The 20,756-nt window shown below is 41.4% G+C and carries 20 protein-coding genes; 5 read left to right on the forward strand and 15 right to left on the reverse strand.

The annotated features are described in order from the left end of the window. The first annotated feature begins 26 nt into the window (after window positions 1-26). Together J2W55_RS17650 and J2W55_RS17655 are read left to right on the forward strand one after the other, a co-directional pair. Window positions 27-779 (forward strand): MbnP family protein, encoded by a 753-nt coding sequence (locus tag J2W55_RS17650; protein WP_310098606.1) that lies wholly within the window; start codon window positions 27-29, stop codon window positions 777-779. 6 nt (window positions 780-785) lie between these two features. Continuing rightward, a complete protein-coding gene (locus tag J2W55_RS17655; protein WP_310098609.1) occupies window positions 786-1,838 on the forward strand; it encodes a cytochrome-c peroxidase in 1,053 nt (350 codons plus the stop codon). 582 nt (window positions 1,839-2,420) lie between these two features. Here the strand turns inward: J2W55_RS17655 and J2W55_RS17660 are convergent. Then, entirely contained in the window at window positions 2,421-2,765 is a 345-nt protein-coding gene (locus J2W55_RS17660; protein WP_310098612.1) for a hypothetical protein, read from the reverse strand. 20 nt (window positions 2,766-2,785) lie between these two features. Continuing rightward, window positions 2,786-3,994 (reverse strand): NO-inducible flavohemoprotein, encoded by a 1,209-nt coding sequence (gene hmpA, locus J2W55_RS17665; RefSeq protein ID WP_310098615.1) that lies wholly within the window; start codon window positions 3,992-3,994, stop codon window positions 2,786-2,788. 140 nt (window positions 3,995-4,134) lie between these two features. Here hmpA and J2W55_RS17670 point away from each other — a divergent pair, with 140 nt between their 5' ends. After that, window positions 4,135-4,572, forward strand: a complete 438-nt coding sequence (locus tag J2W55_RS17670) for an RrF2 family transcriptional regulator (RefSeq protein WP_310098619.1) — start codon at window positions 4,135-4,137, stop codon at window positions 4,570-4,572. Between the two features lie 25 nt (window positions 4,573-4,597). Here the strand turns inward: J2W55_RS17670 and J2W55_RS17675 are convergent, their stop codons facing one another. The 9 genes from J2W55_RS17675 to J2W55_RS17715 all read right to left on the reverse strand — a co-directional run bounded on the left by J2W55_RS17675 (window position 4,598) and on the right by J2W55_RS17715 (window position 12,882). Beyond that, on the reverse strand, window positions 4,598-5,329 hold the full coding sequence (locus J2W55_RS17675) for a DJ-1/PfpI family protein (protein ID WP_310098622.1): 732 nt from the start codon (window positions 5,327-5,329) through the stop codon (window positions 4,598-4,600). A gap of 12 nt (window positions 5,330-5,341) precedes the next feature. Continuing rightward, window positions 5,342-5,977, reverse strand: a complete 636-nt coding sequence (locus J2W55_RS17680; RefSeq protein WP_310098625.1) for a sterol desaturase family protein — start codon at window positions 5,975-5,977, stop codon at window positions 5,342-5,344. A gap of 13 nt (window positions 5,978-5,990) precedes the next feature. Next, the gene (locus tag J2W55_RS17685) at window positions 5,991-6,680 is read right to left on the reverse strand and encodes a transmembrane-type terpene cyclase (RefSeq protein ID WP_310098628.1); all 690 of its coding nucleotides are present in this window, start codon (window positions 6,678-6,680) and stop codon (window positions 5,991-5,993) included. A 73-nt stretch (window positions 6,681-6,753) separates the two neighbouring features. Next, window positions 6,754-7,224, reverse strand: coding sequence for a TQO small subunit DoxD (locus J2W55_RS17690; RefSeq protein WP_310098630.1), 471 nt, complete (start codon window positions 7,222-7,224; stop codon window positions 6,754-6,756). A 209-nt stretch (window positions 7,225-7,433) separates the two neighbouring features. Then, the gene (locus J2W55_RS17695) at window positions 7,434-7,847 is read right to left on the reverse strand and encodes a cupin domain-containing protein (RefSeq protein WP_310098632.1); all 414 of its coding nucleotides are present in this window, start codon (window positions 7,845-7,847) and stop codon (window positions 7,434-7,436) included. Between the two features lie 267 nt (window positions 7,848-8,114). Continuing rightward, on the reverse strand, window positions 8,115-9,590 hold the full coding sequence (pdxR, locus tag J2W55_RS17700; RefSeq protein ID WP_310098635.1) for a MocR-like pyridoxine biosynthesis transcription factor PdxR: 1,476 nt from the start codon (window positions 9,588-9,590) through the stop codon (window positions 8,115-8,117). Window positions 9,591-9,668: 78 nt separating this feature from the next. Then, window positions 9,669-10,475 carry a hypothetical protein gene (locus J2W55_RS17705; RefSeq protein ID WP_310098636.1) on the reverse strand — a complete coding sequence of 269 codons (807 nt, stop codon included), beginning with the start codon at window positions 10,473-10,475 and terminating at the stop codon, window positions 9,669-9,671. 846 nt (window positions 10,476-11,321) lie between these two features. Continuing rightward, complete coding sequence (locus tag J2W55_RS17710) at window positions 11,322-12,317, reverse strand: NADP-dependent oxidoreductase (protein ID WP_310098638.1); 996 nt, start codon at window positions 12,315-12,317, stop codon at window positions 11,322-11,324. A gap of 13 nt (window positions 12,318-12,330) precedes the next feature. Continuing rightward, entirely contained in the window at window positions 12,331-12,882 is a 552-nt protein-coding gene (locus tag J2W55_RS17715; RefSeq protein ID WP_310098640.1) for a hypothetical protein, read from the reverse strand. 111 nt (window positions 12,883-12,993) lie between these two features. On the opposite strand from J2W55_RS17715, the gene J2W55_RS17720 reads away from it, so the two are divergent. Beyond that, the gene (locus J2W55_RS17720; protein WP_310098642.1) at window positions 12,994-13,887 is read left to right on the forward strand and encodes a LysR substrate-binding domain-containing protein; all 894 of its coding nucleotides are present in this window, start codon (window positions 12,994-12,996) and stop codon (window positions 13,885-13,887) included. 1,023 nt (window positions 13,888-14,910) lie between these two features. Here J2W55_RS17720 and J2W55_RS17725 read toward each other — a convergent pair. Genes J2W55_RS17725 through J2W55_RS17735 form a run of 3 tightly spaced genes read right to left on the reverse strand, consistent with a single transcriptional unit; the run spans window position 14,911 to window position 18,380 of the window. After that, the gene (locus J2W55_RS17725; protein ID WP_310098646.1) at window positions 14,911-15,984 is read right to left on the reverse strand and encodes an MBL fold metallo-hydrolase; all 1,074 of its coding nucleotides are present in this window, start codon (window positions 15,982-15,984) and stop codon (window positions 14,911-14,913) included. Between the two features lie 2 nt (window positions 15,985-15,986). Further along, on the reverse strand, window positions 15,987-16,358 hold the full coding sequence (locus J2W55_RS17730) for a hypothetical protein (RefSeq protein WP_310098649.1): 372 nt from the start codon (window positions 16,356-16,358) through the stop codon (window positions 15,987-15,989). Between the two features lie 18 nt (window positions 16,359-16,376). After that, on the reverse strand, window positions 16,377-18,380 hold the full coding sequence (locus tag J2W55_RS17735) for a hypothetical protein (RefSeq protein WP_310098652.1): 2,004 nt from the start codon (window positions 18,378-18,380) through the stop codon (window positions 16,377-16,379). A gap of 3 nt (window positions 18,381-18,383) precedes the next feature. On the opposite strand from J2W55_RS17735, the gene J2W55_RS17740 reads away from it, so the two are divergent. Continuing rightward, on the forward strand, window positions 18,384-18,680 hold the full coding sequence (locus J2W55_RS17740; protein WP_310098655.1) for a hypothetical protein: 297 nt from the start codon (window positions 18,384-18,386) through the stop codon (window positions 18,678-18,680). Between the two features lie 267 nt (window positions 18,681-18,947). Here J2W55_RS17740 and J2W55_RS17745 read toward each other — a convergent pair whose 3' ends face one another. Continuing rightward, a complete protein-coding gene (locus J2W55_RS17745) occupies window positions 18,948-20,723 on the reverse strand; it encodes a hypothetical protein (RefSeq protein ID WP_310098657.1) in 1,776 nt (591 codons plus the stop codon). Window positions 20,724-20,756: the final 33 nt, after the last annotated feature.

A 20,756-nucleotide genomic window follows, 5' to 3' on the forward strand; every position in this document is an offset into this window, starting at 1 on the left:
TATTTTAAAAATTAAATTAATACCAGATGAAAAGAATAATCCTTGTGTCTGTTGCGGTATGGTTACTCGCAGGCGACATTTATGCATCGGCTGGCATCAAAGCTGATACCGGTAAAGTGTACCTGAATTTTAAAAATGAAGTGAACGGCACGCCGTTAAAACTCAATGATACAACAGCACATTACAGCAATGCTAACCATGACCATTTTACCGTTAGCACTTTTAAGTACTACATCAGTAATATTACGCTTACTACTACCGATAACAAAGAAGTAACGATTCCGAATACTTATTATTTGGTCAACGCAGCGGATTCCAGTTCGTTAAAACAAGAACTTAAAGGCGTTCCCACAGGTAAATACAAAGCCATCTCTTTTCTGATTGGCGTAGATAGCACACGTAATTTTGGAGGGGCGCAAAGTGGTTGTCTAGATCCCGCCAATGGCATGTTCTGGACCTGGAACAGTGGCTATATCTTTTTAATGCTGGAAGGTAACTCGCCGCAGTCAGCTGCCAAGTTTCATAAACTCACCTTCCACGTTGGCGGCATCAAAAGACAAAATACCCTACGTACATTTTCCCAATCGTTTAAAAAACCAATGCTCATTACTGTTCATAAACCAACCTCAATTGGGATAAAAGCAGATGCGGCAGTGTTGTTTAAAGGGAAAAACCTGATTGACTTTTCCAAATTAAGTTATACCATGGGAGGACCAAATGCGGTACTTCTTGCTGATAATTATTCGGATTCGCTTTTTACCATTGAGTTATTAAAATAATTTATTGTGAAGAAGCAGTTTTTTGTCGTTGGCGCCGGCTTGTTATTTCTGGCAGCGGTAAGTTCTTTTAGCAGTAATGCTTCTGGATCTGCCGACCCTGCAGACTCTTTGCTGTTCAGGACGCCGAAAAACTTTCCGGCTCCTGTATACAACTTTCAGGGTAATCACCTTACAGAGGCTGGATTTAAACTAGGACGTAAACTTTTTTATGATCCTATACTGTCCAGCGACAAATCTATCTCTTGTGCAAATTGCCATCAGCAATTTGCATCCTTTGCACAGTTAGACCACCCGGTAAGCCATGGAGTGGATGATTGTTTAGGCACCCGTAATACACCTACACTTATTAATTTAGCCTGGGAGAAAGAATTCATGTGGGATGGCGGCGTGAATCATATCGAGATTTCTTCCATGAACGCTTTAACCAACCCTTGCGAGATGGCAAATAATTTGCCGGAGATAGTAAAGCGTTTAAAGCAATCTGAAAGCTATCCGGCGCTATTCAAACAAGTATTTCAAACCGATGAGATCAATTCGCAATTATTTTTCAAAGCGATTACCCAATTTATTGGAACACTTGTTTCCGCAAATTCAAAGTATGATCAGGTGATTCGACATGAAAATGGTGCAAAATTTACAGACCCGGAATTGTCAGGTTATGCGCTATTCAAAACGAATTGCGCGGCCTGTCATTCAGAGCCTTTATTCACCGACCAATCCTATCGCAATAAAGGGTTGGATCTTAAATCTGACGATGCCGGAAGGGACAGCATTACTCATTTGGCATCAGATCATGGCAAATTCAGGGTTCCCACCCTTCGAAACGTAGAAGTGTCCAGTCCTTATATGCATGATGGCCGATTCAACACCCTGGAGGAAGTTTTGGAGCATTATAATTCAGGCGTTCATAACGCGCCTAATCTTGACCCTCTACTAAAACAGAATGGCCATTTGGGAATATCGCTCAATAAGCAACAACAGTCCCAGTTGATTGCTTTTTTAAAAACTCTTACGGACAGGCAATTTCTAAATAACGATTTGTTTAAAGAGCCAAAGTAAGATGTGCCGAAAACAGATTTTTTTTCCTAATGAGATTTTGGCTATTGGGAAACCAGGAAGGGCTAGGCACTCATTAACGGCATGATTAATTCGTTATTTAGCCTGAGAAGGTAAACACAAATAACTATTTCTTAAATCTAAAATAAGAAAGATTACCCTGAAGGTCAATCTTATCTCCCCTCTATCAACCGGATTTACTGTTGTCAGTGAAAAGACAGTGTAGAGGTAGAAATTATCTGCTCAGGAGAAATCAGATGATATGGTAGCCGATTAACCCAGTATTTGGCTTTAATTTTAGCGGTCGAGATGGGTTTGATATTCGGTTATTTCACATTTTAAGGAGCTATTTAGAAGAATAACAACCATGCAACTGGCTTGAATTACCTTTATTGAAATAAAAAAAATGATTTCCAAACGTTGATTGTTAAATATTTCATATATACAAATCTCCGAATTCCTATACCCCGGGTACTTCATCTTCCTTAAGAAATGCCAAAGGTCAGCGGATTTTTTATAAATAAGGAGAAGTCAGGTATTGACTTCTCCTTATTATTTCAGAGTTACGGAAGTTAATAACAGAGATTAAAAAATAAAGAATAAAACCATTGAAATATTGGTGAACAAACTAACAAAAAAAGTTGTTAATGTAACCCGAATATTGCAGCCACACATATTGACAACCAAATTCGCAAAGAATAAACTTACGGTAACCCCTAGAATGATGACCGGTGCATTATAGTAATAAATGAGGGTTGCCGGAATGGCCAGCACGAGGTTACCGTGAACCATTAAATTAACAAACCACCAAAGAGTACGTTTATCTTTTTGACTATCCGTAAACTTTAAATAAGCGGTAATTGGGTTAAGTCCTGTAAAATGACGAACTTCTTTGTACGCATGTGGAAGGGTCGTTTTAATCGTTTCCATAAAGTATTTAGTTTCTTGTATTAATTAAGTGCTAGGGTTTGGGGGCCAAATTCTTCAAAATGGATATTTCCCCGATTAACTCCGGCCGCCACCAGATCATGAAATTGCTTTTGAATGAAGACATCGGGCCCGCAGATATAATAATGGCCGTCCGGGTTGAAATCTACGCCCTCTATACCTGAAATATTGAGATGTCCTTCTAAAATGCCATCAGCGCGGTGTTCATCTGTTATTTCGTTATAAAAAGTTCTGTGCTGAAAATTTTCGTGAATAGACGCCAAGTTCTCAATCTGATCCCGGAAGGCATGGACATTTTCGCCGCGGCAACCATGTAACCAGGTTACAGGTTGATCGGTACCTTTTTGCAAAAGATTAGAAAGCATGCTGATTAATGGAGTTAATCCAACACCACCACTAAGAAATGTAACCGGAAAATCAACATTTTCCGGCAATGTAAAGTTACCGGAAGGTGCAGTTAAATCCACGATGTCGCCAACCTGCATATGATCGTGCAGGCGATTACTGATCATTCCATTGGTATCTAAAGTGAGACCTTTCTCGCGCTTAACAGATATCCGGTAATAGCGGGTATCGGGCACACTTGATAAACTGTATTGGCGGACCTGATTAAGCGATAATTCAGGTAGAAATACTCTTAGACTAATGAATTGACCAGGTAAATGAATCGGCACCAGACCACCATCAGCCGGATACAAATAGAAGGAAGTGATTTCTGCTGATTCTACAATCTTGCGCTGGATTTTAAACGGACGCCAGCCACTCCAACCTTCATTCTTTATCTTTTCGCTATACAGCCCTGCTTCATGTCCGCTCATCAAGGCCGCTAGTTGTTTATAGGCGGCAGTCCAGGCATCTATAACTGCAGGTGTGGCCGCTTCACCCAGTACTTCCCCGATAGATGCAATCAGGTGTGTACCTACGACCTGGTATTGTTCCGGGCGCACATCCAGGCTAACATGTTTATGTCCTATACGATCCACCACCGGAAGTAAGACCGAAGGATTTGCTATATTTTCTGCATAGGCCAATACGGCCAGCGCTAACGCAGTTTGCTGTTTTTCTTTCTTTTGATTTCCCAGGTTGAACAAGTTCTTCAGCTCAGGATGATGGGTAAACATCCTATTATAAAAGTATTTGGTTAGCATTACACCGTTTTCTTTAAGTATTGGCACGGTGGCGGTAATGATGTCTTTCTGTTCAGTTGTCATAATAAATATATTAATACCTTTTTATCCTTTAATTGATTAAAAAAAAGCGCGCGCGCTGCTTTTGATAGGCCAAAACTAACGTTAAAAATAATAAAAGACAAATTTATCTTTTATTTTATTACTTTTGTTAAACGATAGATATGGCAATATTTTCAAAGACCTGTGAGTACGCGATAAGGGCAGTATTTTTCATCGCGAGTTCGACCGATAAAGGTCAGCGGGTAGGCATTAAGGACATCGCTGCCGGTATTGATTCGCCGGAATTTTTTCTTGCGAAAATTCTTCAGGACCTGAGCCGGAAAGGTTTGATTGGCTCAATTAAAGGCCCCAACGGCGGCTTTTATATTGGCGAAGCTGAATCAAAGCGCCCATTAAGTGATATAGTGGAAGCTGTTGACGGAAACGGCTTATTCAAAGGCTGCGCGTTAGGGCTTAAACAGTGTTCTGAAATTAATCCTTGTCCCTTACATGAAGAATTTAAGGAAATCAGATCTAAAATTTACCAAATGCTAAATCAAACGACCATCAACAATTTCAATGAGGAATTAATGAATGGTATACTTAGTCTGAAAAAATAATCGCCGAAATTTATTGATTAAAAATTTAGTCTTTTAACCCGTTCAATTCAGCGAATGGATCATGATGCGGGTCTTGGTTCCATTCATACTCTGCTCCATTTGCAATGTTGATAGCGGTATCGTGGCCGTATAATCTTTCAATCAATGCGAGCGCCATATCAGTTCCTGCCGAAATTCCTGAAGATGTAAAAAACTTACCGTCTTCTACCCAGCGTGCTTGTTTCACCCAATTAACCTGAGGCCCCTGACTGGTCGCCCACTTAAAGGCTCTTTTATTGGTTGTGGCCTTCAGACCGTCCAAGGCTCCCGTTTTTGCCAATACCGCGGCACCCGTACATATCGATGCTACGTGGGGCGTTTTCTCGACCAGATTTTTAAACGCGTTTACAAATGGCTCATTATTCACCTCACGGCGCGTACCTCCGCCACCAGGGATCATGACGATCTCCAGTAAAGGCACATCATCAAAGGAGAAATCGGTAACAACTGCCGGCCCGGCGCTGCTTTTTATAACCCCTTTCTTTTCACTTATTAGGAAGATAGATATTTTATCGCGTAAGCCGCCAAACATCTCCAGCGGGCCAAATACGTCCAGTAACTGAAACCCATCAAAAACCACCATGCCCAGTCTTAATTTGCCATCGTGGTATCCATGCTGGTGTGTAAAGTGTTTAGCAATTCCTAGAAGAGGCGACAATGAAACCGCCGTCGCACCGGCGATGGTTGTTGATATAAATGAACGTCTTGAAGATTTCATAGATTAAAAACATTAATGCCTTTCAGTGGACTTTTCATTACTGAAGCCTGAGTTAAAAATTCTGTCCCATAGTGCGGAACTTACCCCGAAACCTCTTTCGGGCTCCTGGTAATGATGTAACATATGATATCGCTTGATCTTCTTAAACACACCACTTTTAAAATTAAAATGGTGCATAGCATAGTGACCGATGTCATAGACCAGATAACCAAATAAAAAAGCTGAGAAAAAACCCCAGAAAAAAGTTTCGGGTAAAATCAACCTGTAAAAAAAATAAAAGCAGATTGCCAGTGGAAGGCTTACTGACGGTGGCATAACGAGTCTTTTTTTATCGCTTGGATAATCGTGATGCACACCATGAAAAATAAAATGGATCCGCTCACCGAATTTGCCTGGTGGCGTCCAATGAAATAAATACCTGTGCATCACATATTCAGTGAACGTCCATACAAATAGTCCGGCAATAATTTGAGAGATAAGGTAGGTTACTGAATCTCCTATGTGTAGTGATTGATATATTCCCCAAATAATTACCGGCATGTAAACCCAGATTGGAACTGTAAAGTGCACCTTTGATAAGGCTTCCAAAAAATCACTCTTAAACATTCTTACGGATTCTTCCGAGTTGGATACAAATTTCCTTCTCATTTTATGCTTTAAGTTAAAATCGAAGCCAAGGTTGTTTTCCTTCAGCTTTGATTTGTTTATAAATCAAATTGATATAGATGACGTCAAGAATAAAGGTCGCACCAACAATTATATTCATTAAGGTAGCATGGCCCTTGTGTAAAATAAACAGGTAATAGAACCCAACTGTCAAACCTGTGCCGATACATTTAAATACCCCGATATAGAGAGATTGGCCTTCAGAACTGCGGCGCTGCCATAACATAGTAATCATACATGACGATATAATGAGATTTTGAATGTAGGCGATGAATATCCCCCCTTGCCAAATTTCCCCAAAAAAATAATCCTTAAACTGCCCGAAAAAAGGTCCGCCGGTTAGCATGACACCAAAAGAAAATATAAATGCGAACAAAGTAGTAATTACCCAGGTGGATCTTGAAATTTGGTAATATTTATAAAAATACTTGTAGCTGTATAGGAAATAGGTTGTAACGATACCGATGTCACACACCATCCAGATAGCATTAACCACAACCCCGGCAACGCCGGTAGCCTTAGGAGGATAAACGATGGAAAAAACAACCTCCCATGCAAAATTAAGTGCCAGGGGGATCAATGGCATTCCATAGGATTTATCTTTAATACCGCGGTATACCAATGCAGTATATACAATTGTCCAGGCCAGGCCGCTGCCTGAAACCGCAATAAATTCAGCAGTCATTTTTCTAAGCATTAAGTAATAAATAATTCAATCGCCTGCAATGCAAGTGCTTATTTCTTATCAGATAATAGTGTTATTTATTAAAGGTCCTCAGGTCACTGATTGACTTTTTATATAAATACTGATCGATGCTGAACTCATAATTCGTTAATGTGGCAAGTAACAAGCTACCTGCGCTACAAGGAAATACTGAGAAATTCAACGGAGCCTTGTAGCCAAGAAAAGCAACCATAGACAGGCCAAATATCAGGGTAAGTGCAAAACTTCCTAAAGCCATAAGTCTGGTTTTATAACCTATGATTAGACAAATGCCGAAAATAGCTTCAAGAAGAGTTGCAAAAAAACCGGCACCCATAACAAGCGGCTTGCTAAGATATGGCATCAGGACCCCGGTAAAACCGATAAATTTATCCCAATTACCCCAGGAAATATTTGGCTGTCCGGGTGCTCCGACCATGCCTAACCGGTCTAGCACGGGAACAATAAAGCCTATGCCCAAGGCAAGGCGTAGATAGAGCTGTGTATATTTATTATCAGTAATCATGGTATTTTATATGTTAATGGAATAGTGTTTATAATAAAAATTATTAACTGTTATAGAGCATTAGGCTCAAGGCTTTAGAATAATTCGCAGTTAGTGATCGTCCGCAATTATCTAAGGATTTTAATGCTGCGGCGTTAGTACCGCAGCATATATTTGTTTCACAGCCCTAATGCTGTTCAATCCAAAAAATTCAGAAATGACTTGTCCTATTATTTTGCCGGCTCAATGAAAGGTTTTCCCTTATCACCGATAAATATTGCCAGCAATTTTACCGGTTTATCACCAAGCGTTTTTGTTTGTCCGTGAACTAAATTTGGCTCTTCATAAAAAGCGTCACCTGCTTTATAGTGATGAGTTTTACCGTTAAAGGTTGATTCAAATTCACCCTCTATTACATAAGCGAAGGTTGGAATTGGGTGACGGTGTGGAGCACCGATTTCTCCGGGCTGAAAAGTAACAAGCACCATCTTAAATTCCTGATTTTTCAGAGACGGGGTATTTAACAATTTGGTGAAGATAACTTGCGGTGGTGTTTTCGTAGCCTCCACGTGACCTGTTTGCGCTTTTGTCGATGTGATCAGAAGGCCAACTATAGCCATTGTAGCCAATACTATTTTTTTCATGATTTTTATATTTTGATCGCCCCATTGCGATTAAAACAAAATTATGCCAGCAATTGGACTAGTTTACAGACCAGATTTCAAAGTTAAAGGGTTCCAGATATTGGTTTCAAGGCCGTATTGAAGAAGTTAAAATGCAAGATACTCTATATCAGAACATTAGAAAACAAGACTTATATGCGAATAGGCATTTAATCTATCGGGATGCATCATTTCTTCAACTAGATTAACTTTTTCGCTTACGAAAACCACCATAGAGAGGTGGCTGAATTAAGTTTTGGGAGCGATATCTTTTAAACAAGATACGATCTTCCGCATCTCATCTTCGGAAAGTGAGGCAAAGCCAAATCGGATATGATTATAATTTTTGTTTACGCCTTTGTAATAGGCGCTCCCAATCATCTGAATACCATGTTGGGCCAGTATAGGCAGAACCACGGAAAGTGGGTAAGCGCTGGCAAATTGAAGCCATAATGCCATTCCTCCCTGAGGTTTTGTAAAAGTGACCATATGCGGTAGTTCTTTGGTCAATAGTTTACAGACAAGTTCGCAACGGTTTTGATAGACTTTTTTTGACCTTTTGATATGGCGACTCAATTCTCCCGATTCTATAAGGCTTGAGATTGCCGCCTCCATGACAGTATCTCCACCTAGGTCAATAAATCGCCTGGTGTTGATCGCCTTACTCACAAAATCAGCACCGGCAACCATGTAGCCGACCCTAAAGGACGGTGCCAGTATTTTCGTAAAAGAACCAATATAGATGATTTGACCTTGATGGTCGGCACTTGCAAGCGGTAGTATCGGGCTGTTTTGATAATGAAAGTCATAATCATAATCGTCTTCAATAACCCATAGGTTATATGTTCGGATTAGGTTTAGTAAAGTAATTCGCCTTGAGGCGGTCATGGTGACAGTGGTGGGATGATGATGATGTGGTATAATATACATCAATTTGATATCCTTTGAACGCAAAACCTCTGTCAGCGCGGCGATATCTATACCGTCCTGGTCGACCGGTACTCTATTTACCTTTGCCCCAAGATTACGGAATAATTCATCGGCGATAAAATAACTCGGTTCAGATACAACAATTTCATCGCCTGGTTTGATCAACAGTAAGGCGGCGATATAAATTGCCATCTGCGCGCCGTGGGTGATCAGCACATTTTCGGGTAATATGTTGAGACCACGGGATTCGCTAAGAAATTTTGCTGTGGAAGCACGTAGTTCCTGGTTGCCACCCATTTGCTTGATAGCCAGCAATTCTTTTAGCACGTTCGGCTTCATATACTTCCTATATTCCTTTAAAATCTCTTCGACCGGGGCGAGTGAGGGATCAGGAAAACCATCATTGACTACGATATCAGGCTTCTTCTCGGTTATGGGAATGAACCTATGATCTGCATTGACTTCTCGTTCGCCATTTCGGTGATGTTCGCTGACAGGAAAATTCTTCACCGGGTTAAATGACCTGGGCTTCACGATAGGCAATTCGGCGATTATCTGAATTCCTTTTCGATCAATTGCTTCGGCCCAACCCTGCGCAATCAATTCGTTATAGGCTTTAATGATTGTGTTTCGATGCAACTTAAGCAATACCGCCATTTCACGCGTTCCGGGAAGAAAAGTGCCGGGCAATAACGTACCATGTTGAATCAAGCTGATCAACCTATTGGCAATAAATCTGTAGACCGGCCTGTTTGTTTTTTCATCAAAAACGATCAGGGAGTGATATGGAAGCATAATTAAAATCGGGTTTTACATATTCACCATTTAATTGGATACAAATTAAGAACATTGTTCCCTATAAAACGAACAGGCCTAATATATTGTCTTGATGACCTTTTCTGTCCCTGATAAGAGTTCGTCGATTTCTTTAGCTGAAGGTGCCTGCTTGTTATTTTTGACACATAAATCCCGAAGATCGATCAGATAGTCTATGTTCCGTGCTGTGCCAAAATCATATATTTCGGCTTTATTTAAAAGATCATTCTGATCTTTTAATGTCGGGTTTTTCTTGGGTGATTTTAAATCATATTTAACCCTGAGTGTTTCAAGGTGCTGCTGGAGAATTGCGCTACAAATTCCACCTGCCGACCTAGCCAGCCCATTTTTTGCAAGATTTTGCGCAGAAGCCAGCATTTTATCAAGCAGGTCCGCCTGTAATATCTCACTTATTTCTGCAATGGTGCTTTCGAGGCGTACTGTCACCGAGTCAAGTATATTCAATTGTTGCTGAACCAATGGTATAGCATCTGCGGGCCCAGCAATGATCTTTTTATCAAATCCGGATGTAACAACCGTATTCCTTAAATAATCTTCTAGGGTATAATTCTCCTTTTTTAACTCTTTTCTGCCTTTTGGGATTTCATATAAGGAAATAAAGTCGTTAAAACGCAGTGGCAAAAATCGCTTGATAACGATTTGAGATTCAGAATACCAAGCCTGGTAAGCACTTTTAAAAACTGGAAGTGATTTTTTGAAAGCTTCAAAATCCTTTTTAAGGTTATTCGTAAAATGCGATTCCAGTTCCTCGGGATACACTTCAACCTGAATAGCATTAACAAGATTTACTCCCTGGGTGCGAAGTCTTTTAATTTCAATTGCAAGTTGTTCTGTATGATTCATAGAAGGCTAAAATAACAAGCCTATTAACTATCTTCAAATCAAATAATATGCTTTTCGCACATTAAGGAAACTATAAACTGCAAATCAGCCGTTTAAATCAAAAATTAGTCTTACGATTATTTACATCCAGGGTTTCACCAAACTTTACAAAGCCGCAAGATAATTATCTTCCGGCTTTGATATTCTTAACTAATCCCATTAGGCACTAACAACCCTCATAGCATTCCGTGATTCCGATGGATAGAAAACTCTGAATGGCTTAAAAAGGCCTCCTACCCTATTTCCAGATACTTATTATGAAGGAAAATCGTGTTGCGTAATTCGTAGAGTTACAACAGAAAAATTGGTTAATCAATTGATCGCCAGTTTAAATGGAGTAAAGTTCGAAACTCTCCCTATCCAGGATGGTTCTGCTCAGATTCAAAATCTTGTTTTTCAAATTATCGTCCTGAACCAGCAATTCCATTTACGAATCCAGTGACATTGACCGCTGCTAATTTCGGTTCTGTTGAGAAGATTTTCATCAAAACCTTGCAAGATCACGTGGTATCGCCAGCCTTGCAAAACCGCATGATTGCTGCAGTCGGCGTATAAACAGTTTATCAACTAAATACCAGCCATTCCGCTTTCCTGGCCAAACCAGATTCAGTGGCAATATTATTAACTAAAATAAGACAATAATATAATATATAGTCGGAAATCTTCGACATAATAGATGATAAAGGCTGTCTCCAAGGACGGTCTTTTTTGTTTTTAGGGAAGCTATGATATCACTTAAAGGCATTAAAGAAACAATAGTCTTTAACGAAATTGACCCGGGTTCTTTAACAATGTTTGCCGTACGTCTTAACGGCTTTCAACTAACATCTTACCTAAATTTTCACCATTAAAAAGTCCAATAAACGCATTGGGAAGTTGCTCAAAGCCCTTTGTAATTGTTTCCTGATAACGGATTTTATCGTCAGCCAGCCATTGTTGCAATTGAGTTCTACCCTCTTCAAACCGGTCTTTATAATCGCCAATGAGGAATCCCTGTAATAACAATTTTTTAAAAACGATAAGCGGCAGCAATCTTGGACCCATTGCCGGTTGACTATCATTATATTCAGCAATCGTTCCGCAAACCACTACACGCCCATAATTGTTCATACTGCTGAGCACTGCGTCTGATACATCGCCGCCAACGTTATCGAAATAAACATCAACGCCTTCAGGGCAAAGGTTCTTTATGGCAGCACCAATATCCTTACTGGTTTTATAGTTGATTGCCCCATCGAATCGGAAATCGGAAGTAATCAACTTTATTTTCTCATCGCTGCCGGCAATACCAATAACTTTACAACCAAAAATTTTCCCGATTTGGCCGGCAATACTCCCAACCGCGCCAGCTGCTCCGGAAACGACCATCGTTTCTCCTTTCTTAGGCTTTCCAATTTCGTTAAGCGCAAAATAAGCTGACAACCCGGTAGATCCTAATACACTCAGGTATGCGCTTAAGGGCAATCCTCTAGCCTCAAGGCGGTTGAGCTCACTTGCACTAGCCACAAGTCGGTCACGCCATTCCATATAACCCATTACAAAATCCCCTTTCGCGAAATTCCTATGAGTTGATGTAATTACCTCGGCAATACCACGTGATTTAACTATATCACCCACGTTCAAATTGGGCGGATGTCCCCCGCTCATAGCAGCTCGAAGGTATGGATCAACGGAAAAATATAATGGCTTTAATAACAACTCACCATTTTTTATAGGTCCCAGTTCGTCTTCTTCCAACTGGAAGTCAATGATCTGTGGCATACCTTCCGGCATGCGCGCAAGCTTGATAAGTCTGCTTTTCATACTTGAATGCTAATTAAATTCCGTAGTTACCGGTAAGGGCTTTTTTTTCTATACTTTTTGCAAACAGCGGTGTCTCCTCATGATTATGAGTATCTGATGCAACCTGCCTGTCATGAGCCGCTTGTGCTAATGTAATATTGTGCATTTTTATAAACTCAAAGAATTCCGGCGTGGCGGTTGCATGAATTTCATTGGTATATTCACAGGTATTATCATCTAATTTTGTGGCCTTTAGTTCCCATAATACCTGAACTTTACTGCGGCCATTTGCTGAGATAGCGTCAGACACCGATAACATCCGGCAATAATCTGCCCGATATTCTGTAGCCACATAATGCTGGATAATCAGCGCGCCACCAATAGTTTCCACATTGATCGACATAGGTTCCCCATCTAAAGTATGGGTAAAGCCGGCAGCGATATGAGCGGTAGAACATCTTTGATATTCTTCATCGGGTAGGTTGAACAGCCAGTCAGCAATGTTTACTTTTTCAATTGGAGCATTAATAATTGCTTTAACAATTGAGTGAGAAAGCGCGTTATCAGAGTTTTGTAGGATTTCCATAATGTTGTTTTTTGTTTGATATATCAAAGGTCCTACTTAATTACTAATCGTCTAAACTCTTATTTTCGATATAGTTGATCGACAATACCGATCATGTTGCTATATTTAAAAATGGAACTTCGCCAACTTAATTATTTCATTAAGGCAGCCGAACTGCAAAATTTCACGGAGGCTTCCGGGGTATTGTATATCACGCAAAGCACGCTGTCCCAACAGATCAAACAACTGGAAGACGAATTGGGCATACCTTTATTTGACCGGATTGCAAAGCGGGTGCGTTTAACAGAGGCAGGAAAAACATTTCTGCCTTATGCCATTAAAACCGTTAAGGACGCCAGCGACGGGAAAGACATGTTGAAGGATCTGATGAACCTCAATACCGGGACACTGACTATTGGTGTAACCTATGGGCTAACCGCATTACTTACTAAAGCCATCATTGACTTTTCGCAAAAATGCCCAAAAATCCATTTGGATATCGTATTCGGTACAACTCAGGAATTACTAGAAAAACTTGATCAAAGCCATATAGATTTGATGCTTTCCTTCTCACAAGAAGAAAAAAGCGGCAGCTATAAAACGCAGCGTCTGTTTTCTTCCTGCCTTGCGTTGATTGTGCACTCCAGTCATCCATTGGCTGCAAAAAAACAGATCGGCATTAAACAATTAGATAAGTTGCCACTGATATTACCATCGGGGGGATTTAGCATCCGCAATTATCTAAATCTATTACTGTCACGCCACAACTTAGAACCTATTATTCAAATGGAGATTAATGATATCAATATGCTTCTGCAATTAGTAGATAGCGGCCAGTGGGCAACTGTTCTGATGGGCTCCTCAATATTCAATCATCCTGATTTAAAAGCAGTGAAAATTACTGGAGATGGCATGACCCGGCTAGCCACTATAACCTGGCCTACAGGCAGCTATTGCAAGAGATCAGCGACGATAATGGCTGAGTTATTAGCGGGCCATGCGAAGGACCAAATGTTAGAATCTTAGCTCAACAGATGAGATTAATTGTTGTACAACCCCCAATATTAGCAATGAAAAACCTGTTGTACTTACGTCAACAGGCTTTTCTAAGGCCGGCATGGATATTTTAGGGGCACCGCTTACTGATGAGCAGGTCACAGCCATCGTAAACGGAGAAGCGTTTACTTTTCATTAAAAGATAACAAGATGCCGAACCTAATTTCTACTAAAATGAGCTGTCAGAATTTGCGTCTTTTTCAATTTAAGTATTTATTAAACAGTGAATTATAATAATGTAGGATCCCGAACCTTTTTCATAAAATTGATGGAAATTTTTTGATACTAAAAGAGCGCATAATTTTTGAAAAATATTAAAATGTGGCTATATTTGGCTTAACAATTAGAGTAAACTTGCTATTTGCGTCATTCGTAGAGTAAGGAACACTTGAAAATGTAAATTACTGATAATCAATATATTAGAGCGATGGTTCTGAACCCTAGCTCTCCGCTGAATTTATAAAACCCTGTAAATCAAGTATTTACAGGGTTTTTTTAATTGTATGCGTTGATTTCGAACCTAATTTTGAGAAAACAAAAACCCTCTAATTTCGCTAATTAGAGGGTTTTTGTTTTCAGAGTTTGTTAGAAAATAACAAAACTCGTATAAAATCGCAAAACTCATGAGCGTCTTTTGGAGCGTTTTTTAGCCCTAAAAATGACTCACCAAGCACTATTTTACAAAGCATTAACTGATTAAATAAAGTGCTCCTCTTATCTCAATTAGTATCCTTTAATTGAGATCTAAAGAATGTAAAATACCTGTCCTTTTAATCAATATAACCGTTGACATATTGATGATTACCTGTTTACTATTCAGAAAGACCAGATCAGACCGGTTGACAAAATGGAAGAATATTGGCTTAATATTGAAGAAATACGCCGGATCAACTCAGCCGATTTTACAAACTTCAATAAGGACCGCGTCAACAAAATAGCATTCGCAAACGCGGTGGATAAAATTGTCGCGCAACTTAAAAATGTCAATAACGGTTAAATAGAGAACGCTAAGAAATTTCCCGAACCATATTGCACCTCAAAATTGAGTTTTTCAAAGACCGAATCCGTATCTACCGAAAATATCGATCGCAGGATGCTATCGTCGTAGGTAAAATAAAAGGTATATTTTACTCGAATGTCCCGGTTGGGGCGCTTGAGTATTCTGACCAGGCTTTCCTTGTTAGGTAGCCGGTCTTTATTGTCACCGTTTACGCTGAAAATATAACTGTGGCACTTGATGAGGCTGTATAGTTCATCGCTATTATTTCCGGAGCTGCCGTGGTGGGCTACTTTGACGTGGGTACAGCTTAATGGATTTGTGATGGAATAGCCCAGGTCCTTCAGGCTTTGGGCCACCACGTTTGGGTGAGCATCAGCGAGCCAAAGGATATTACTGCCATTGTACTGAGAAATGAAGCTGATGCTGCTGCCGTTGTCTACATTGTCATCCTGTTTCCATTTAAGGAGATCGAAGTCATCGACTTTGATGTGGTGATCTCGTTTTTTAACGCCTTTTGCTTCGCTGACAATTTCATTTTCAATTTTTTCCAGGGGCGTATTAGGTAATTTATATTTAGTATGGAGGTTTTCAAGTTGTAAGCGACCGGGTGAAAGTAGTGTTAGCGTCAGAGAGCCAACGGTTACAGCGGGCATTTCGCTGGTATACTCCCTATCGGGGTATTTGTTGATGCCATTTAAATATTTTGTGAGGTTGTCACCTTGCCCGATACTTGCGGCTGTGCTGGTTTGTTTAGTCAGTAATCGCCTGGCATCAGGCCGGGGCGGGTTGTATAGCCATTGTGCTACCAAATCAGGTTGAAGGCCTTTGTTAATGGCAGCGATATAATTTATCACACCGCCAATATGATCGCTGTGTATATGGGAAATGACCCATAGATCGATTTGCTCGTTACGGGTTTGTATATCTTCGACTTTTGAGCTGAGGATATCCCGATAAGTTCTTTCGTAACCCGAATCGATCAATACGTTATAAATTTTACCGTCGTTGTCCACATATCGCAGGCTGGCCGCATCGCCGCACTCGGCTCTATAGAAACAGATTTCCATATTTACCAATCAGTTACGTTCATGGAGCCACTTATTTCCTCCTCGGCTAAACTGTATACACCGCTCATGGCTTTGCGGAAATCGTCGTCTTCGTTATTTCTGTTGAACGAGTTCTTTTCGCCTAACAGTAGCCAAATGACTTCCATATTTTGAGTTTCCAGAAAGGATTGCAGTTCGTCTTTTCGGATCATTGCGCCATTCGGACTCACGTTTGTCACCACTATTTCTCCTGCGGGATTTAAAAATTCCCCATCCTTTCTTGCATAACGCAGCCCCAGCGCATCAAACAGTTTCCTGGCCGGCATCAGGTATTGAAAGTGCGCGCCGGATTTATCTTCACTCATTTCACCTATGGCCGTAGCGGTGGCCAGCATCACTTTGTGGTTTGAATCTCATAAGGTTTGCCAGAGAGATGTCTCCCGTTGCTGCTCCTTACTGATAGGCGACCAGTAGTTTTCGCGGGCCAGCAGATCGGTCACGGAATGATTTTCCGGCAGCCAGCGACCGAAAAAGTTTTGTTGCCTTAACCAGTCTTTTATGGCAGGCGCTTTAGTTTTTGGGATAAAATAAGCCTGGAACATATACCAGATTTCCTTCCGGCCTTCGTCCCAGCGGTCACGACCGACAAGTTTTGGTTCTTTCCAGTTATAGGACATGTTCAGGTACAACCACTCCTTTCCTTGTTCATCGGTCTTCTGAATACATTGTGCCGGATTGGGCATATCCGCGATTGTATTTGCCCAATCGGCCGGGATCCGGTGCCAATAGTCATATTTTCCCATTGACCACCATTTGCCTTTATGGTCCACAATGCCGAAATCATCTTCGGGATATTTATCCCGCTCCTCTCTTGTCGTAAAGGAAGGATCGACATCCCGCAGCATCATTTCCCAGGGGCCCTGGTAATGCTGGGCTTTTCGGTCAGACCAACGTTCCTGTATTTTGTAATTATCGGTAAGTATGGCCATCATCTGGTGAAAAGCGATCCATTGGTATTTTTTGCCGATTCGTTCTACTCTCGATGAAGAGCGGTCATCGTAGTCGCGCTGTGAAGAATCATAATCACCATGAATCTCGCCGTTGTAACCCAAATCAAATACGCGCTGAACAATCCACTGCTTGATGCCCTTGTGATCCAGGCCTACGTTTTCTTTCTTTTTTAGTTGCAGTTTCAATAAAAAATAAGGCATCACCTGTTCATCAAAAAAAGTCAGTTGTTCCAGGTTCATTCGTGATCTTACGCGTTCATCGATCTCTTTGTAAAACTTTTCAATGGTTTCCCTGAATTTATCGGCGTCTTCCTTGGTCCAAATGCGGTCCATACGTGTTCCCCGGTTCTTAAAGGTGTCCCGCATTTCAAGGTACTTTTCCAGGCGCGTAAGATCAGCTTTGCTCCCGCGCGGAAGCTTATTCAGCCAAACGTCTAATTCATCCTTAAAAGTAAATTTCAGGGGCGACAAGTGATGAAGTGCGCTATCAATTGTGTAGCGGGAAAAGTCCCAGGTCAGAACGGAACGTAAAATCTGGTGGGTGGCAGAACCGTTCTTTTTCCGGTAATCCGGATCATTATCATCAAGTTCGTGTTTTTTGACCTGCTCTTCGGTCGGAAACGAGTCGGGAAGGATGCTTTGATAGGGCGGACGAACTGTATTCATGTCAATGTCAATAACAAGCCCTTTTGAGAAAGCGTATTCGATACTGCATCGGGCATAATCCCGTAACAAGATATGCTCAGGCGGGTTTCTATTTTCAAAAATACGCTGGTATATCGCTTTGGCCAGTGCTTCCAGCGTTTTGTTATCGGAAGATCTCAATGTACAGCCATAGGCTACCGCATACAAACGTTCCGCGATGTACATATCATCGGTGTCCTTAAATGCGTCTAAGATCGCGATAAGGGCTCCAGGCTGATCCTGAAGCAGATTAACCATTGCTTTGGTGGTCTGATCCCGCAACCCCCTGTTCGTCGTGCATAATATCCAGGCCAGTGTTTGCCCTGCCAGGCGCGCGGTTTCCCGGTCTGTCAAAACCGAAATATCATCCTGCCAGGCCCAATCAATGAGCCGGGTAATCGGAAATGCCATTTCGCTGTCGTCACGTCCGTGATAACCTTGAATATGGCGCTGCCAAAAGCCATCGCGCTCCGCCATCGTGTAATTGGAAAGGAACCTGTGCAGACGATCCCCGTTAAACGGATGGTTCCCGACAGCGCACATTTCTACCAGGAAATACAGGTAATTATTGATATCCATGAAGAAGTGTCCGGATGACCTGATCCATTGCGTCAGCTTCTCGTTGTCTATACTGGACGTATCGCGCCATTTAAGGCTATCGATCATCCATTGGTTGAGCCAGTCCTTGGTATTATCGATGTCGTCCGATTCCTCTTCAAACAACCAATGAAAGACTTCTACGATCTCCAGCTGGAACTTTTCCGGCAGCAAAACAGCGAATGCTTCGAGGATTCCCGTGTTATAACGGTACATATCCCTAGCCATCTTACCGAGCTTTTCGCCCTTGGCGAATGCGTTCTTTACTTCAGTCTGCGTTTGGAACGGCGCGAGCAGCTGACCTGCCATGTAAAAATCGCCAAATCGTTCGTAAGCGAAATAAATGATTTCCCAATCATCTACGTTCTCGTCATAGCTGGTCCTGATTCCTTTAATAAAAACACCTTCTTCTATCAGGTCGCTTAATAAATCCGAATATTTAATGTAGTGTTCGTCAAATAATGCCAGGGCCTCATCAACCGTCAATGAACGCCCGCCGTCCTTTTCGAATGCAGCCGAAGCAAAGGCCTCCAGTGCAGACTTGATCACGGCTTGCCTCATTTTATAAATATCTCGTCGTGCGGCCAGACGGGCGGCCACCGCGCTGGTATAGAAGATGAAAATCTTTGATATACCCTGGAAACCGGCCGGAAACACGTTTTTGCCAGATGCTTTTATTCCCTGGCAAATGAGCTACAAAAATAAAGGACTTGTATATTCGGGAGCCAAGATCGGAAAATTGGGCTGCCGGATACCATAGTACGCGCAGAACAATTGTAAGGCTTTGTACTCGTTACCACTAAAACCCTCATGCGTAAGTTTGGTTATTGCCTGATCGCTTTGGACGTTCTTGGGCACCACGGTATTCCAGTAGGTGCTCCGGATACTCAACGCGAGGCCCACATATCTATGTGCTTTAAAATCATGGATAAATCCGGGCAGGGCGTCAAACCAAAGATCTTTCCCCGCTCCCTCATTTATCGCATCGATCATCAAAAGTACTCTTGAGCCGGTTTGTCTGCCAATGGCATCTAAGGAACTTAGAAACTCATCTTTGGTACAAGGTAAATCCAATTGGCTTAGGATGTTTTGCCAGATCGTTTGCTCTTTTTTGAATAGCTGTCCCAGCAACAGTAAGGCAGGCTGCCCATTTTCATTGCAAAGTGAAACAACATCTCCAAACAAATGGGATTTTCCGGAACCCGCTTCTCCTTTCAGAAACATAACCGGACTATTGGATAAATCAATTTCCAATTCTTCCAGATCATTAACCAGTTCCCGGTTGTTACGCTGCATTTCCCGAACGCGGCTTAGTTCGCCTGACAAGGGCGGGTTGTAGCTGTAATTTTTGTTTTCGCCTTTGTCCAGCCTCATTATTTCACTTCTTTTTGCATACAAGGTATCAGATACCTCATTGGAAGCGGCATTAAACTCTTCGATCAATTCGTACAGCCGGCTCCGGTCGATTATACCCTCCGGCGACCAATCAACAGCAGAATACCAGTCGTTCATATATTTTTTCAGATCATCATACAAATCTTCCAGTGTTTCCAATCCCTGATGCTCTCTCGATCTGTAATTATTAGCGGTCAAATATTGATCAATGGCTTTCAGAAAACGTTGTTTAAAAACGCCATCTTTCGCCAGGTCATTGAACTTGAGTGCGATTGGCAGACGAAGGTTTAACGCCTCATTAAACCGTGGGCCAAGGTTGTCTACAGATTTGACAGCCGTTGTTTTGAAGAAATCTGGTGTCAAACCATTGCTGCCGAAAAAAGTAAAGGTTATCGTGGGCAGAAAGTTCGCTTTTAACAATTCATTGATAGTAGCCAGGTATTGACCGTAGATAAGCTTTCCGGCTTCTAAAAACCGGGTAAAAATGCCGTATAAATAGATGCTGTCACTGCCAACCAGAAACAAACCGCTGCCCGAAAACCCATCCACCTGGGACCTGGCTGATTCTGCTGAACTGAAGTCCTGACTCAGATGTAACTGAAACTTATTGATAGTCGGGATTTCCTGCATCCATTTAGGCTCTATTGCTACCAATTCCCGTCCCATGGTTGCACTTGGAAATCCTTTTCCAACAAAATGTGTTATGGAATGCCGTTCCTGTACGGCTTCAATCATTGGCAATGTACCTGTAAGAGATTCCAGCACTTGTCTGCTAATCACGAGCACAGCTACATCCTTGTCAATGTCTGCTGATACCAAATCGAAATCCACCCGATGTACTACCGTCTCATAATTATTCGTAATGGCATTAAAAAACAACAGGTTTACCGTGTCAACCGGCTCCTGAAACTGATCGCCGTCGTTAAAAAAACAATGGGCTGCGGATAGAATGTAGAGCTTATCGCCAAGAGTCTTGTGATTGTAAACTACCCCACTCCCAATTGTTTGGTTATTATCAGGGTGTTGAATGCAAACCGCAATTTTTGTTAAAAATGAATCGTGTTTAGGCAACATATAAATCAGCTTATAAAGCGGAAACTTAACAAT

It is taken from the genome of Mucilaginibacter pocheonensis (assembly GCF_031456535.1).
In the GTDB taxonomy this organism is placed as follows: Bacteria; Bacteroidota; Bacteroidia; order Sphingobacteriales; family Sphingobacteriaceae; genus Mucilaginibacter; species Mucilaginibacter pocheonensis.

What these genes read in the sequence shown, in the direction of transcription:
- J2W55_RS17650 (WP_310098606.1), top strand. Translation starts at nt 27, where the DNA reads ATGAAAAGAATAATCCTTGTGTCTGTTGCGGTATGGTTACTCGCAGGC.
- J2W55_RS17660 (WP_310098612.1), bottom strand. Translation starts at nt 2,765, where the DNA reads ATGGAAACGATTAAAACGACCCTTCCACATGCGTACAAAGAAGTTCGT.
- hmpA (WP_310098615.1), bottom strand. Translation starts at nt 3,994, where the DNA reads ATGACAACTGAACAGAAAGACATCATTACCGCCACCGTGCCAATACTT.
- J2W55_RS17670 (WP_310098619.1), top strand. Translation starts at nt 4,135, where the DNA reads ATGGCAATATTTTCAAAGACCTGTGAGTACGCGATAAGGGCAGTATTT.
- J2W55_RS17675 (WP_310098622.1), bottom strand. Translation starts at nt 5,329, where the DNA reads ATGAAATCTTCAAGACGTTCATTTATATCAACAACCATCGCCGGTGCG.
- J2W55_RS17680 (WP_310098625.1), bottom strand. Translation starts at nt 5,977, where the DNA reads ATGAGAAGGAAATTTGTATCCAACTCGGAAGAATCCGTAAGAATGTTT.
- J2W55_RS17685 (WP_310098628.1), bottom strand. Translation starts at nt 6,680, where the DNA reads ATGACTGCTGAATTTATTGCGGTTTCAGGCAGCGGCCTGGCCTGGACA.
- J2W55_RS17690 (WP_310098630.1), bottom strand. Translation starts at nt 7,224, where the DNA reads ATGATTACTGATAATAAATATACACAGCTCTATCTACGCCTTGCCTTG.
- J2W55_RS17695 (WP_310098632.1), bottom strand. Translation starts at nt 7,847, where the DNA reads ATGAAAAAAATAGTATTGGCTACAATGGCTATAGTTGGCCTTCTGATC.
- pdxR (WP_310098635.1), bottom strand. Translation starts at nt 9,590, where the DNA reads ATGCTTCCATATCACTCCCTGATCGTTTTTGATGAAAAAACAAACAGG.
- J2W55_RS17705 (WP_310098636.1), bottom strand. Translation starts at nt 10,475, where the DNA reads ATGAATCATACAGAACAACTTGCAATTGAAATTAAAAGACTTCGCACC.
- J2W55_RS17710 (WP_310098638.1), bottom strand. Translation starts at nt 12,317, where the DNA reads ATGAAAAGCAGACTTATCAAGCTTGCGCGCATGCCGGAAGGTATGCCA.
- J2W55_RS17715 (WP_310098640.1), bottom strand. Translation starts at nt 12,882, where the DNA reads ATGGAAATCCTACAAAACTCTGATAACGCGCTTTCTCACTCAATTGTT.
- J2W55_RS17720 (WP_310098642.1), top strand. Translation starts at nt 12,994, where the DNA reads ATGGAACTTCGCCAACTTAATTATTTCATTAAGGCAGCCGAACTGCAA.
- J2W55_RS17725 (WP_310098646.1), bottom strand. Translation starts at nt 15,984, where the DNA reads ATGGAAATCTGTTTCTATAGAGCCGAGTGCGGCGATGCGGCCAGCCTG.
- J2W55_RS17730 (WP_310098649.1), bottom strand. Translation starts at nt 16,358, where the DNA reads ATGCTGGCCACCGCTACGGCCATAGGTGAAATGAGTGAAGATAAATCC.
- J2W55_RS17740 (WP_310098655.1), top strand. Translation starts at nt 18,384, where the DNA reads ATGAAAGACTTCTACGATCTCCAGCTGGAACTTTTCCGGCAGCAAAAC.
- J2W55_RS17745 (WP_310098657.1), bottom strand. Translation starts at nt 20,723, where the DNA reads ATGTTGCCTAAACACGATTCATTTTTAACAAAAATTGCGGTTTGCATT.